Genomic DNA, 14,183 nt, shown 5'->3' with positions numbered 1-14,183 from the left:
TGCCGCATGTAAGACGCTTAGCAAATATAGGAGAAGAGGGGGGAATGCTACATGATGTAGAATGCGCTTAATAATTCAAATGAAAAGTGATGTCTTGGACATGCCGTTTGGGCTCAGTATCTGAACGATTAATTGCTTTTAACCTCAGTGGAATGAATGTGAATATTATTGATTAAAATAATAGTATGATTTTATTTGTGCCATAAATGTAACTTATTGATTTATTGGCTTACTTTGTTGATTGGATTACTGTTTATATGGGTATTGGCATGGTTAAATATCATAGGGCGCGACATTAATGATGACTCCACCCGGAGCAGAACAAGCACTGGTTATTTTGCAAAAATATTTTTTGATTCATTATACTAATCAAATAACGTTTGCCTGATATTTAATGAATTGAAAAGAAAAAGTCTTATACTGCCTCACTGTTTTATTCAAGATGGAACAAAAATGACTAAAAAATTGATAAATCCAACGTCTGTCTTCAATTCTTTGCAGTATGGCTTTAGCCAAGCCGTAGAAACAACGGGAACCCGACAATTATTTCTATCAGGCCAGGTTGGTGTGAATGCTGCGGAAGAAACTGTTGCTGGGGGAATTTACGAACAAACCGTGCAATCATTAATTAATATTGAACATGTACTGCATGAGGCCGGTGGCGACTTATCTCATGTGGCTATGTTACGTATTTATATCAAAGAGGGCTTTAATAGCCATGAGGAACAAGCTGATATTGCGAAAGCATTAAAAGAAAAATTTCCCAATATGCCACCTGCATCTTCTTGGGTTATTGTTTCAGGGCTTTCCTTGCCGGAATGGTTAATAGAAATAGAAGCTCATGCAGTTTTGAACTAAATTTATTCGAATAGAAAAGCCGACAACAGATGTATCGGCTTTTCTGGCACTCGTGGTATTAGTGTTTTACTAACGTTGAAAAATAATAAACAAGCGGTACCGCGAGGATCCACAAACTAATTGGAATTTCTCTCCATTTGCCTGCAACCGCTTTGATTAAAATATAAAATAGCAGCCCACCCGCAATGCCTGTACCAAAACTATTAGCGATTAACGTAATCATCACCATCATTAATACCGGTAAGCCATCAGTAAAATTGCCTAAGTCCACTTTTCGTAAGCCGCTGAACATATTTAGTCCAATTAAAATGAGCGCTGGAGCTGTGGCTTGGGCTGGGATCATTAATGCGATAGGCGTAAATAACAGCATTAATAAAAACATAAAGGCAGCGGCAAGGGCGGTCATACCTGTTTTCCCCCCAGCCTCTGCCGCGGCTGAAGATTCAATAAGTGCAGTTGCCGCAGGAATACCTACCCACGGGCCTAATGCAGCAGCAATAGAATCAACGATAAAAGGGCGGTTAATATTTGGCATATTACCTTCTTTATCTAATAAACCGGCTTCTCCGCCAACGGCTAATGTTGTTCCCATCGTTGAAAAAAATTCAGCGGCAAAAAAGACAAATAAGAAAGGGAGAAACGCGATATTTAGTGCGCCAATTAAATCAACATGGCCTAAGACAGGGGCAACAGAATGTGGAATACCAATAAAACTTTCAGGTAATTTTGTGACGCCAAATGGAATACCCAAAAGGGTGGCAAATAAAATTGCCCATAAAATTCCGCCTGGTATTTTGCGAGCTTGTAGAGCAATGGCAATGAAAAAGCCTGCGAGTGCGACTAACGCTCCAGGAGAAAGGAAATCACCAAGCATTAATGCATTTGTTTTTGGGTTAGCGAGGACTAATCCTGCATTTCGAAAGCCTAAAACGGCAACGAAAAGACCAATTGATGCAGTTAATCCGAGTTTAATTGATTGAGGGACAGAGCGTGTAACGACTTCACGCAAGCCAAATTTAGTTAATAGAAAAAATAAGATCCCTGACCAACAAGCAATGCCTAGCCCTATTTGCCAGTCAATACCTTCACTGCCTGCAAGAGTAATACCGACAAGAACAGAACCTCCGATACCAGGGCCAACAATAAAGGGTAAGTTTGCGTAGAATGCCATTAATAAACTGGCAATAACGAAGACAATAATCGTTCCAGTGGTTGCTGCGCCTTTATCCATCCCTCCAGCGGCAAGTAAACCGGGGATCACCACAAGAAGGTAAGCCGCGGCTAAAAAACCAGTAATTCCGGCTAAACACTCTGTTTTCACTGAACTTCCACGCTCACGTAAAGCAAAGCGTCTTTCCAGCCAACTCCCTGATGTTGGCTTATCTATTGAATTGTCAGCCATTAATTGGCTCTCCTATTATTATTTTTGATATTTATAGTTTTCTAGGCATGCTTAACAGTATGGATGATTGCGTTAACGATTTGACGCGTTGTTCCATCAGTTAATCCTAAATCAGTTAAATGCGGTCCCGCATTGCATGCAAGACAAGTTCCTTCAATGGCTTTAAAGACTCGATATGGCGGCTCCCAATCTGCGATTTGACTACTTAATTCACGTAATTGACGAAATTGAGCGGCCAGTTCAGTTGCGGGTAAATCAGATAACATACCGGCAATTGGCATTGCGACATGAGCTAAAACCTTGCCATTTTGTACTAACGCCATACCTCCACCACTTTCGATTAATAAATTAGCGGCAGTGGCCATATCATCAGGATCACGACCAAGCACAACGAGGTTATGTGAATCGTGTGAATAGCTAGTTGCAATGGCTCCGCGTAATTCCCCCCAGCCCTCAAGTAAGGCTATTTGAGGTAAAGCATCGTGGCGGCCGTGACGGTGCTGAACTCGAATAAGACTGAAATTATTCGGCAGTTGTACCACGCTATTTTTGATTTGTACGTCAATTTCTCCCCACTGGGTAAAGCGTGCTCCACGAATGTGACGTAAACGCGCACTACCATTATTGATTCCATCAATTTTTAGTGTGCAATCATTTGGGGTTATTGGCGAAAGTCGCATGGTATCGCGTGGTGGTAAAATATTATCAGGGATACTTAACGCATTAATGAGTTGGTTGTTTTCTGCAATTTTTTGCCCTGATACATACACAGCTTGTGCTCTTAATATTTCCAATGAATCGAAAATGACTAAATTTGCTTTTCTCCCCGCAGCAATCAGGCCAAGGTCATGGCGCTGTAGGCGTATTGCCGCATTGAATGTGGCAAAGCGCAGTACGTCAGTTGCCGGCATTCCATACTCGATTAAAAGGTTTAGCAACGCAATAATTCCACCTTTTTCAATCAACATGTCGGGTGGCACATCATCTGTGCATACCGTAATTTGTGATGATAAATGAGGTAAAGATTTTAATGCGGCAACAATATCGGGAAGGAGATAAGGATGTGAGCCTCGAATTTCTAACGTAAGACCTGCACGTAGCTTTTCAAGAGCATCTTCAGCCGAAGTTAATTCATGATCAGAGGTGACGCCAGCCGCCAGATAAGCTTGGAGATCAGCCCCTTTTAAACCTCTTGCATGGCCTTCTATAAGTTTGCCTGATGTAATTCCTGCATTTAAAATTTCTTCCATTCTATCACTGCCATGGAGCACACCAAACATATCCATAACTTCAGCCACACCGCGGACTTCCGGCCAACTCAGCATGGTTGACATTTCATTCCCAGCAAAATCCGCACCAGACATTTCTAAGCCAGGTGTTGATGGCACTGATGAAGGGGCTGCAACCATAACATCTAGCGGCAAATTTCGGCTAGAATCAATAGCATAACGTACACCTTCTAAACCTAATACATTGGCAAGTTCATGGGGATCCCAAAAGACAGCTGTTGTTCCTTGGGCTAGAACTATTTCTGCATAACGAACAGGGGGTAAGTGTGAGCTTTCTAAATGGACGTGAGTGTCTATTAAGCCGGGTGAAATGAAATAGCCAGATAAATCATGGGTTTCATTTGCATCACTACGAGTTCCTGTAGGGTGAACGCTAGCAATTAGGTTGCCGGTTATCCCGATATCTGCAAGGCGAACTTCACCTGTGACCATATCGACAATATTGGCATTAGCGAGTAAAAGGTCAAAAGGCTTTTCACCTTTAGCGGATTGAATGACATGACGCCTATTTTGTTTTGTTATGCACATAAAGTTACCATTGCTACAGTTTATGACTGTTACTTTATGAGCAACGCAAACGTTTGCCAAGATGATAAAATTTATCATGCGATAAGAAATGGTTATAATGAACAGATATATTGGCTAACCCAATAAAAATAAAAGTACATTATTATGATAGAACCTTGGCAGAGACTGCCAGCACTCACGCTCAAACAACTGCAGTATTTTGTGACATTAGCAAAACTGCGTCATTTTACCGAGACAGCAAATCGTCTAGCGGTGAGCCAACCTGCTTTGAGTAGTGCTTTGCGGCAAATAGAAACGGTTATTGGAGGAAAGTTAATTAATCGCACCGCTTCATCCGTAACATTAACGGAGCTAGGCGCTGCAATTTTGCCATATGCACAGCAAATTCTGAGTGTTTCTCACCGTGCATTTAGTGAAATTCAGAAAATCATCGTAGAGGGTGGGGATGGTACATTACGTATTGGGTTAGTTCCTTCCGTAAGTTCTTTGTTATTTCCAGCAGTACCTGAATTATTAACTCAATATTTTCCGAGGCTTAATATTGAATTTTATGACCAAACGAATGACGCTTTGGTGGAAAAGCTTATCAATCATGAAATTGATTTTGGCATTGGTGTGTTAGATAGCTCAGTGCCTCAAAATTTAAATATCTTTCCATTGCAGGATGACCCTTTTGTTGCCGTTATTCATCATGATGACCCTGTATCTGTTAATGCGTTTCACTTGCCGTGGAAATTGCTAAATAATCGTGATATTGCCGTATTTTCGAAAGGAAATATTCAACGTTTAGTTGCTGCTACGGTGGAAAGTCACCGACTAAAATTAAATATTCGTTATCAAGTAGATTATATTGAAACCTTATATGGCTTAGTTCGTTCGAAATTAGCGATTGCTATTTTACCACAGCTTTATACTGTACATTTACGTGACCCTGAATTGAAAGTTTTGCAATTACAACAACCTGAGTTAACGCGTACAGTCGCTTTAATTCGCAATAGCCAGCAAACAACACCATTAATGGATGAGGTTTTTCAGGTATTGTTAAAAGTATTGCGTGAAAATAACGTATGAGATATATCCACTAAGTTTGGTTATTATCGCATTTATCGTAAAGTTATTTTATTCGAATAACTGAATAATGGTCTCTAATATCGACAATAATATGTTAAAGAGCATCATGGATAGCTCTGGTGTTTTTAGTTAATAAATTAATTTTAAAAAGCTTTGGAATAACATTATGAATACTATACTAAAATATAGCTGTATTGTCTCTGCAGTTATGTTACTTTCCGCTTGTGATGATATGGATCTTTTAAGTGGTAAAGGCAAATTTTATTATAGTAATCCAAGTGAAAGCACTATTACGTTTACGCTAGATGGTAAAGATTATGACGTTTTACCAGATGATAAAGGGGTTGTTTTACTTTCTAGTGGGTTACACCAGTTAAAAAGTGATGAAGGTCATGTGACAGATTTTTTTGTTTTTGAAAATAACTCTGGTGGTATTATTAACCCAAATAATTTTGTTTATTACACATTATCTGAAGTCTATGCCGTCGATGGTCAAGAAGATAAGTTTAAGCCTGCGAGCTACCCCATTACAATTAATGGGCATGAGCTTGAACTACCCGCTCGCAGTTCCAACGCGACGCTTATTGATGCAAATATATTCAGGTGTAGCTACCCTGTGGGCGAAAGCTTTCCTGATTCAATTACACTTTATGATGATAAATTAGATGGAAATATTAAATCTAAGTGCTTTGATAAACAAGAATTAGTTACCTATTTAGATAATGAATATGGTCAAAGCTTATTGCAGGATCCTGCTAGTCATAAAACTTTAGATTCTATCAATATGCTATTTATGTATGAAGTTCCAACAGTTATTTTTGATAATCCAGATGTACAGGTAAAAGCCGAAAAATTAATTCAGTTGGTTACACGATTAAAAAATACCGATGATGTTGATATTCATAAAAAATTAAACCAAGAATTTCACCATGCTATCACAGAGTTAGTACTTGAACAGTCTCGAAGCGCTTCGTCAAGCTCTGTCGCTGAAAATATAAAGTATAATAATTTTATTCAAGAAATTAACATACTTAGAGAAAATGGTATTTGGTTGAAAGAGTAACCATTTTAAGTATATTTACTTTTTTGTGTATTGATATAAAAATATTATTTTTATGTAATAGTGGTTTTTTGAAATTAATTAAGAAAATGCTTATTAAGTATACAGAGTAATCTTATTTGAAATATTTGGTGAAAAAGCGAGATTGAGGTGGTTATATTTTTATTAACCTCACCAAGGAACTCGGCGATGAATTTATCCATACAATCTGTTTTCACCGTCATATCAGCTGTATTTTTGTTTTTATTTTCTTCTATCGCTAGCAGTACAACTATTATTGATACCAAAAAAGATCCTGATGTTTTGGATTTAGTATTCATTCTTGATAAAAGTGGCTCAATGTCAGGTTTCGAGACTGATACAATCGGTGGATATAATAGTGTATTGACTGAAAATAAAGGAAAAAAAGCAAAGACCTACATTACAACTATTTTATTTAATGATAAAACAAGTTTACTCCATAATAGAGAACCCATTGAAAAAGTTTCTAATCTAACGCTTGATGATTATCCTGTTGGTGGCTATACCGCATTATTGGACGCAATAGGAGAAGGCATTGAAAAAATGCAAGAAAATAGAAAAGTTACTAAAAATAATAATGTTCTTTTTGTAATCATTACCGATGGGCAAGAAAATAGTAGCCGTAAGTATTCCCAAGCAAAAATTAAAGCGATGATTAAGTCAGCAGAAACAGAAGACAAATGGGATTTTATTTTCTTAGGTGCCAATATTGATGCCATTTCTGAAGCTGAAAATATTGGAATTAAAAGTTCAAATGCCACTGGTTATGTCCAAGATGGGACTGGATACGATAAGGCTTATCGTGCTGTAAATAAAGCGGTGGAAGCTAAACAAATGTCTGCGCCAATATCAGAGGACTGGAAGCAAGAAGTCGAAGCGGATGTGAATGAACGTAAAAAATAATAATGAATATAAATCTAGAGGGCATTTTATTAATTAACATGTTGAATAATTGATGATATCGCTCCGAGTAAAGCCCCTATAGAAAGTGTAATAGGGGCTTTATTTTATCAGTATCATCACTCGGTTTGTTTTAAAGCCGTAAACATTTTTTCAGCAAGGGTGTCTTGTGCTGATTCGACTCCTGGTAATACAAAATAATATCCACCACCAAAAGGTTTGATATAACGTTCAAGTGGTTCGCCATTGAGACGTTTTTGAGTGTCAATAAAGCCTGTTTTTAAATTTTGCTGAAAAGAGACGAAAATCAACCCCATATCGAGGGCCCCAGTTTCGGTCAGCCCGAGTGAATAGCTGTAACTTCTACGCCTCAGTTTTGCGGTATAACGTTCAGGATTACGAGGCTCTGCACGACGCATATGGGAATCAAATAAAATACGGTCACCATGGGGATCTTCGCCAAATTTAGGATCATCATGCTCATTTTTCATGCCGATTGGAGCCCCTGAGTCTTTATGCCGACCAAAATCATTTTCTTGATCTTCTAATGGTGTTCTATCCCAAAACTCTAAATTAAAACGAATAAGACGTACTGCTTGGTATGACCCTCCGTCGCACCAAGATGGTTCTTGGCTACCTTTTGTTATCCATATTAATTCGTTCATTAACGAATTATCATCGGCAGGCGCATTTCCTGTTCCATCCTTAAAACCAAAAAGGTTGATAGGAGTTGAGTGGTTATCAATATCCCGTGCAGGTAAGAAGCCATCTATTTTCCAGAGAGGAAAGCTGTATGGCGAAATATGACGTAGGATGTCACGTAATGCATAGATAACGCTTTCTTGGCTATTCGCACATATTTGCAGAAGGAGATCACCACCACACCATTTTTGTTCTAGTCGATCGTTAGGGAAACTGGTCATTTCACTAAGATGTTTAGGCTTAATTTTATTTAAGCCGAACCGGTTATCAAAAAGAGAATTTCCTAAAGCAACGGTGATAGTTAGTGAGTCGGGTTGTTGTTGTGTCCCAAGAATACCTGACTCTGCCGGAGGGATCTTATCGTTATTGATTGACGGCTCTATTTGGGATTGAGTTAAGTGAGCAATACGCTGGGTCAGTAAAGTAAAAACAGTTTGTAATTGTTCAACAGAATTCGCTGTAATATTAAATGCAATAAAGCTGGCATTTTTGGGTTCAGGCGTTAAAACACCGGCTTGGTTAAGCCCAAGGTAATTGATTGCTTTGTTATAGGTGAGTTGGCAATTGGCTATTTTCCCTTGAGCTTTTAATGTTGGAGCTGCTAAAACTGCGCTACTAATAGCGAGCATTTTTAGGGCATTACGCCGAGACATTCCGTTGGTTTGCAATATACTTCTTAGTTTAGCTTGCATAAATATATGCCTTAATATTTATAGTAAACATCGACATCGAGCTCAGCACGTAATTTCGCTAAGGTTTCAGCTTGCTGAGTGAGTAATGAATAAAGCGCCATTTTGTCTTTTAATTGTAATTGGCTATAAGGTTGATATGTGGTATTTGACAGTTGATATGGCTGCATTATTTGATTAATGAGCTGTTCATTCTGCTGTATTCTCTCAAGTGTTTCTGGCTTGATAAAAGGTTTAAGAACCTCAATTATTTTTTGTGATCCCTTTAAATTAGCGGCAATATCAGTTAAATCAGACAAACTGTAGATATTTTCTTTACCACCCAATTTCGTTTCTAAGATCATTTCAATAAAATCAGCCGAGGCTTGCACGAGCTTTGGTATTTCAATAGTTTCTGTTACCACTCGTTTATGTAAGTCACGCCCTTTGAGTAATAAATCTTGGTTTGCGGTTAAAGCAAGTTTTGCATTTTTTTGCTCAAATAATTGGTACTCAACAAGATGAAACCCCGTAAAGCGATAATCAGTTTCTTTATCGAGGAAATAATCGGCTCTTGGATTAATCGTCCTATCTGTATTACCAAATAGAATAATAATTGGGCGCACTGTTTCATAGTGCTGGTGAGCTTGAATGTATGCAGTTTGAGCTTGTTGTAGCTTTCCTTGCTGTAAACTCTGTTGCAATAATTCCAATTGCGTGACCATTTCTGCTAGCTCAGTATTGGCAAAGGTGAGATAGGTTTGGATTGCATGTTGATATTTTTCTGGAGTGGGTATATCCCCTTTAGCAATAATGATGTTATCCCCTGTTTGCACAGGGGATCTCAGTGCTTTACTTTGAACTAAAGTAGGCAGCGCAACACTGAGTATTAAGCTAAAAGATATCCATTTGATATTCCGTCTCAGTGAGCTAGACATTTTTTTTGCTCCGAGCAAACAATGGGATCACAATAGCCCAATAAAGGACAAAGGTAATGACGCTGAGCCAAATAGGTTGTGAACGATAAGCAAAGAAAGAAGAGATAAAATTGCCAGCGATACCAGAATCATCGAGAAATGCAGTTGTATCCCAAGCGGGATAAATTAAAAAGTCAGGGATAGTAAAATCATATTCGATTAGTAAGTTTGCACTTTCTTCGACCCCTTTAAGCAACAGAGATAATGCAAGGAATAATAGAATAACCCCTGTAACTTTAAAGAAGATAGACCAAGAAACTAAGCGATTTGTTAATAAGAAGATATAAAGTGTAAGACCTGCAATTGCAATTCCTCCACCTACCTCGATAAAGAAAGCCGATGCATTAGATGCGGTTAAAGACATAATAAAACTAGATAGGAAGACGACTATTTCACTCCCTTCACGGGCGATGGCAATGGCAATAATTAGTGCGGCTCCCCACCAGTTATGGTGAGAGGCATTACGGCTGATTCCTGATTCAATTTCTGATTTCATTGAGCTGCCATGTTTGTTCATCCAATACACCATTTGGACAATCAAAATACAGGCGAGTAATTCCATAAAAATCATGAATAGTGATTGCCCTGTATCATCAAGGACATTGAATACGCCATAAATCAGAAGTGCTAGTAATATGGAGGTAATAACCCCAATAGCGACACCAGCCCAAAGGTATTTCATACCATTTTGTGCGTCAGGATGACGTTTAATCCACGCATAAATAATGCCAATGACAAGTAGCGCCTCAAAACTTTCACGCCAAACAACAAATAGAACTTGTCCCATATTAAATCCTTTTATTTCGCAATGATCTCGCCTTTGGGGTGAGAAAGGTGGAAGTCATCAAAAAAAGAATAAGTACCGGGTTTTAGTGGTGCGATAACAACAACTGAGCTTGCTCCAGGTGCTAAAACTTTTTCTTTTCTTAACTGAATGCTTTCAAATTCTGCGGGCTCAGTGCCTGTATTGGTAATTTTAATTCGAATAATCGTTTTTGCGGGAACTTCAAGAACACGTGGGATGAGATCACCATTTTTCATTTCTAATTCGACAGTGTATTTTTCCGCAGCAAATGAAGATAGGGGAATTATTGTACAAGCGATAACCAGTAAAAAACGCAGTAATGTTTTCATTTTGGCTTGGTTTATCCTTTAATAAGTACAAACAAATAATAAGTACAAACAAATAATAAGTACAAATAAATAATAAGTACGAACAAAAAAGGGCTCATGCAAGAAAACTTCCTTGATTAAGCCCTTAGTTAATTTCGATTAAAATTAGTAACTACCTTTACGGCCAACACCTGCGTAGTCAAAGTCCCAAGAGACTTCGAAAGGTTGGAACCAAGGTGCTACGCCGGTTTCTTTGTCAATATGGCGCCCAAAGGCAACATCTTTATTGTGTGATGGTGGATAAATTTTATAAGTGACACGGTATTTACCATTGCCATCTAATTTAATGTTTTCCCCATAATGAGGACCATCACTGGCCACCATCGGCATAAACGTGCCCGTTTGAGTTTGTGGTTTATCACCGAGTTTGGTAACCGAATATTCAATGGTTAGGTAAGGGATCCAATCACCTTCTGCAAAGCCATTTGGGTTATCTTCAACCGCGTGAATATCTGCTTCTAAGTGGACATCTGCTTTATCTGCCGCTAAGTGCGACATTGCATGATGGCCTTCTTCGGTATCCATTGTAATGGGTTGTAGATAAACGCCTTGGATTTCCATTCCGTTTTTGATCACAGGGTGACCGAGAGGGTACTCTTGAGCTAATGCAGAGATTGAAAACAACGCAAGACCTGAAACAGCAGCTTTGTAGGCGAGTTTCATTATTTTAGTCCTTACCATAAGTGATATAGAGCTGTAATGATAATCATTACTATTACTAAAAAACAAGTGGTAATTTACGATAAGTAAATTACTTGCCACTGAAAAGTTTGTTTTTATATAAAAATCTGAGTGTTAGAAATAGTTATTATTTTAAAAAAAATAACTTACTAATAGTGTGTTCTATTAGGCTGTTTATTATTAACTACGTGATATATTTCGAACGTAGATATTTTATTTCGAAAGAGTTATTCATCAATTTTGTTGAAAATAAAGGTACAGCCATGCAACGACGTTATCTTGATTGTTCAGCTTCTGAAATTATAAATTTCAATAAAAAGAAACTATTAGAATCTATTAAAGCCAGTGAAGGGCGGATATTAGTTTCCGAAACCATTGGTACTATTCAACCTGTATTAATGACAGTGACGAATGCTGAATTAGCCGCAAGTCAAGGCGCAGATATCTTGCTGCTAAATGTTTTTGATGTTAATCAACCAATTATGCAAGGCCTACCTGAAGGGATTGAACCCGAAGAAATCATTCGCACACTTAAGCGTTTAACGGGACGAGCTATAGGCGTTAATTTAGAGCCCGTCCCTGATGGATTTAATAATCCGACACAAGATGAGCAATGGAAAATATCGGAAGGGCGATTAGCAACAGTAAAAAATGCCATTAAGCTAAAAGAAATGGGTGCTGACATTATTGTTTTAACGGGAAACCCTGGAAATGGAGTTACTAATCAGGAAATTAACCAAAGTCTTAAAGAGCTTAAAGCTGTTGTGGGTGAAGATATTGTGCTTATTACAGGGAAAATGCACGCTTCAGGGGTTTTGAATGCTTCAGCTGAGCAACTCATAACAGAAGATGATATTCGTACTTTTATTAACAGTGGTGCAGATATCATTTTGCTCCCAGCGCCGGGAACGGTCCCCGGGATCTCGTTAGAATTTGTGCAAAAAATGGTGAGTTATTGCCATTCCCAAGGTGTGATGACAATGACAGCGATTGGGACTTCTCAAGAAGGTGCAGATTTACAAACTATTCGACAAATAGCATTAGTGTGTAAAATGGCCGGGACAGATTTACATCATATTGGTGATTCAGGGTATAACGGAATTGCATTACCTGAGAATATTTTAAATTATAGTATTGTGATCCGAGGGGTTAGGCACACTTACTCACGTATTGCTCGTTCAGTTAATCGTTGATTAACATTCTTAGGTGGTTTTTACAAAAATACTTTGCAGAAATCGCCTATTTCAAGCAAGATTTTTTTATCCTATTTCAGCTCTAAATACAGATTATTTTCGACAAAAATTTATACAATTCCCTCAATTCTTCAGGTAAAATTTCGCCCATTTTTCTAAAACAATATTTATAACACAATAAAAGAAGTGAGTTATGTCGCAAAATACTAATCCGGTGCCAAAAATTGGTTTCGTCTCTCTTGGCTGCCCAAAAAACCTAGTTGATTCAGAACGTATTTTAACTGAATTACGCACTGATGGTTACCAAGTGGTTCCAAGCTATGATAATGCTGATTTAGTTATTGTGAATACGTGTGGATTTATCGATAGTGCAGTGCAGGAATCGTTAGAAGCGATTGGGGAAGCACTGAATGAGAACGGTAAAGTGATTGTGACAGGATGCCTTGGTGCGAAAGAGAACCAGATTCGTGAAGTGCATCCGAAAGTATTGGAGATCACAGGTCCACATAGCTATGAGCAGGTACTTAACCATGTGCACCACTATGTTCCGAAGCCTGAACATGACCCTTTCTTTAGTTTAGTCCCAGAACAAGGGGTAAAACTGACACCGAAACATTATGCTTATTTAAAAATTTCCGAAGGGTGCAATCATCGTTGTACTTTTTGCATAATTCCTTCTATGCGAGGGGACTTAGATAGCCGTCCAATCGGTGATGTGTTAAATGAAGCTAAGCGTTTGGTCGCTTCAGGCGTAAAAGAGCTACTGGTTATTTCACAAGACACTTCCGCATATGGTGTTGATGTTAAAAATAAAACAGGCTTTTGGGATGGGCAACCTGTAAAAACCAGCATGGTGGGGTTATGCGAACAACTTGCTTCAATGGGCGTATGGGTGCGTTTACATTATGTTTATCCTTACCCACATGTTGATGATGTCATTCCTTTGATGGCAGAAGGTAAAGTTTTACCTTACTTAGATATTCCGTTACAGCATGCAAGTCCCAAAATTTTAAAATTAATGAAACGCCCTGGTGCTGTTGAAAGAACACTTGAACGTATTAAACGTTGGCGTGAAATTTGCCCTGAACTCACCTTACGTTCAACTTTTATTGTCGGATTTCCTGGTGAGACAGAAGAAGATTTCCAAATGCTATTAGATTTCTTGTCAGAAGCTAAGTTAGATCGAGTAGGCTGCTTTAAGTATAGTCCTGTCGAAGGTGCGAAAGCGAATGAGTTAGCTGATCAAGTTCCTGAAGAAATTAAAGAGGAACGTTATCATCGTTTTATGCAACTACAACAGCAAATTTCTACACAGCGATTACAAGATAAAATTGGTAAAGAGATTTTAGTTATTATTGATGAAGTTGATGATGAAGGTGCCATTGGCCGTAGTATGGCTGATGCACCAGAAATTGATGGCATGGTTTATCTTAATGGTGAATTTGGAGTTAGCGCTGGAGATATAGTGAAAGTATTCGTTGAGCATGCAGATGAATATGATCTGTGGGGGAATATAGTTACTTCGTAATTTGATGAAAGCGTTTTAAAAGTCTATGTGGCTAACTTAGGTAAATTAAGTTAGCCATTTTGTTTTTTAGGACACAGATATACTGCTTTTAATTATAAAATTGATGCAGATCAATGGTTTTAAATCTATCAA

13 protein-coding genes are annotated in these 14,183 nt (G+C 38.2%); 6 read left to right on the top strand and 7 right to left on the bottom strand.

The annotated features are described in order from the left end of the window. Positions 1–453 precede the first annotated feature (453 nt). Complete coding sequence (locus tag G6Q48_RS08540; protein WP_166265784.1) at positions 454–858, top strand: RidA family protein; 405 nt, start codon at positions 454–456, stop codon at positions 856–858. Between the two features lie 58 nt (positions 859–916). On the opposite strand, the gene G6Q48_RS08535 is transcribed toward G6Q48_RS08540, so the two are convergent. Next, positions 917–2,260, bottom strand: coding sequence for an NCS2 family permease (locus G6Q48_RS08535; protein ID WP_102140086.1), 1,344 nt, complete (start codon positions 2,258–2,260; stop codon positions 917–919). Between the two features lie 41 nt (positions 2,261–2,301). After that, positions 2,302–4,077: an adenine deaminase gene (locus tag G6Q48_RS08530; protein WP_166265781.1), complete on the bottom strand. Its 1,776-nt coding sequence runs from the start codon at positions 4,075–4,077 to the stop codon at positions 2,302–2,304. 144 nt (positions 4,078–4,221) lie between these two features. On the opposite strand from G6Q48_RS08530, the gene G6Q48_RS08525 reads away from it, so the two are divergent. From G6Q48_RS08525 to G6Q48_RS08515, 3 genes are all read left to right on the top strand, one after another. Continuing rightward, the gene (locus G6Q48_RS08525) at positions 4,222–5,148 is read left to right on the top strand and encodes a LysR family transcriptional regulator (RefSeq protein ID WP_102140084.1); all 927 of its coding nucleotides are present in this window, start codon (positions 4,222–4,224) and stop codon (positions 5,146–5,148) included. Positions 5,149–5,314: 166 nt separating this feature from the next. Beyond that, complete coding sequence (locus tag G6Q48_RS08520; protein ID WP_166265778.1) at positions 5,315–6,211, top strand: hypothetical protein; 897 nt, start codon at positions 5,315–5,317, stop codon at positions 6,209–6,211. Between the two features lie 186 nt (positions 6,212–6,397). Beyond that, positions 6,398–7,132, top strand: a complete 735-nt coding sequence (locus G6Q48_RS08515; RefSeq protein WP_166265775.1) for a vWA domain-containing protein — start codon at positions 6,398–6,400, stop codon at positions 7,130–7,132. 116 nt (positions 7,133–7,248) lie between these two features. Here G6Q48_RS08515 and efeB read toward each other — a convergent pair whose 3' ends face one another. The 5 genes from efeB to G6Q48_RS08490 form a co-directional block, all read right to left on the bottom strand. Then, on the bottom strand, positions 7,249–8,523 hold the full coding sequence (gene efeB / locus G6Q48_RS08510) for an iron uptake transporter deferrochelatase/peroxidase subunit (RefSeq protein WP_166265772.1): 1,275 nt from the start codon (positions 8,521–8,523) through the stop codon (positions 7,249–7,251). Between the two features lie 11 nt (positions 8,524–8,534). Next, positions 8,535–9,437 (bottom strand): EfeM/EfeO family lipoprotein, encoded by a 903-nt coding sequence (locus G6Q48_RS08505; RefSeq protein ID WP_102140080.1) that lies wholly within the window; start codon positions 9,435–9,437, stop codon positions 8,535–8,537. Beyond that, positions 9,430–10,263, bottom strand: a complete 834-nt coding sequence (locus G6Q48_RS08500) for an FTR1 family iron permease (protein WP_102140079.1) — start codon at positions 10,261–10,263, stop codon at positions 9,430–9,432. Before G6Q48_RS08500 ends, G6Q48_RS08505 begins: the two co-directional genes overlap by 8 nt. A gap of 11 nt (positions 10,264–10,274) precedes the next feature. Further along, on the bottom strand, positions 10,275–10,610 hold the full coding sequence (locus tag G6Q48_RS08495) for a cupredoxin domain-containing protein (protein WP_102140078.1): 336 nt from the start codon (positions 10,608–10,610) through the stop codon (positions 10,275–10,277). Between the two features lie 144 nt (positions 10,611–10,754). Then, positions 10,755–11,312 (bottom strand): iron transporter, encoded by a 558-nt coding sequence (locus tag G6Q48_RS08490; RefSeq protein ID WP_004913787.1) that lies wholly within the window; start codon positions 11,310–11,312, stop codon positions 10,755–10,757. A 281-nt stretch (positions 11,313–11,593) separates the two neighbouring features. Here G6Q48_RS08490 and G6Q48_RS08485 point away from each other — a divergent pair, with 281 nt between their 5' ends. Beyond that, positions 11,594–12,523, top strand: coding sequence for a DUF7916 family protein (locus tag G6Q48_RS08485; RefSeq protein ID WP_166265769.1), 930 nt, complete (start codon positions 11,594–11,596; stop codon positions 12,521–12,523). A gap of 193 nt (positions 12,524–12,716) precedes the next feature. Then, on the top strand, positions 12,717–14,051 hold the full coding sequence (rimO, locus tag G6Q48_RS08480; RefSeq protein WP_102140076.1) for a 30S ribosomal protein S12 methylthiotransferase RimO: 1,335 nt from the start codon (positions 12,717–12,719) through the stop codon (positions 14,049–14,051). Positions 14,052–14,183 lie beyond the last annotated feature (132 nt).

The sequence above is a fragment of the Providencia sp. M-27 genome (assembly GCF_011077905.1).
Lineage (GTDB): Bacteria > Pseudomonadota > Gammaproteobacteria > Enterobacterales > Enterobacteriaceae > Providencia > Providencia huaxiensis.
This window is presented reverse-complemented; position numbering and strand designations above follow the sequence as displayed.

Coding starts and splice junctions, on each gene's coding strand:
- efeB (WP_166265772.1), bottom strand. CDS start 8,523: ATGCAAGCTAAACTAAGAAGTATATTGCAAACCAACGGAATGTCTCGG.
- G6Q48_RS08490 (WP_004913787.1), bottom strand. CDS start 11,312: ATGAAACTCGCCTACAAAGCTGCTGTTTCAGGTCTTGCGTTGTTTTCA.
- rimO (WP_102140076.1), top strand. CDS start 12,717: ATGTCGCAAAATACTAATCCGGTGCCAAAAATTGGTTTCGTCTCTCTT.
- G6Q48_RS08515 (WP_166265775.1), top strand. CDS start 6,398: ATGAATTTATCCATACAATCTGTTTTCACCGTCATATCAGCTGTATTT.
- G6Q48_RS08495 (WP_102140078.1), bottom strand. CDS start 10,610: ATGAAAACATTACTGCGTTTTTTACTGGTTATCGCTTGTACAATAATT.
- G6Q48_RS08505 (WP_102140080.1), bottom strand. CDS start 9,437: ATGTCTAGCTCACTGAGACGGAATATCAAATGGATATCTTTTAGCTTA.
- G6Q48_RS08525 (WP_102140084.1), top strand. CDS start 4,222: ATGATAGAACCTTGGCAGAGACTGCCAGCACTCACGCTCAAACAACTG.
- G6Q48_RS08485 (WP_166265769.1), top strand. CDS start 11,594: ATGCAACGACGTTATCTTGATTGTTCAGCTTCTGAAATTATAAATTTC.
- G6Q48_RS08530 (WP_166265781.1), bottom strand. CDS start 4,077: ATGTGCATAACAAAACAAAATAGGCGTCATGTCATTCAATCCGCTAAA.
- G6Q48_RS08500 (WP_102140079.1), bottom strand. CDS start 10,263: ATGGGACAAGTTCTATTTGTTGTTTGGCGTGAAAGTTTTGAGGCGCTA.
- G6Q48_RS08520 (WP_166265778.1), top strand. CDS start 5,315: ATGAATACTATACTAAAATATAGCTGTATTGTCTCTGCAGTTATGTTA.
- G6Q48_RS08540 (WP_166265784.1), top strand. CDS start 454: ATGACTAAAAAATTGATAAATCCAACGTCTGTCTTCAATTCTTTGCAG.
- G6Q48_RS08535 (WP_102140086.1), bottom strand. CDS start 2,260: ATGGCTGACAATTCAATAGATAAGCCAACATCAGGGAGTTGGCTGGAA.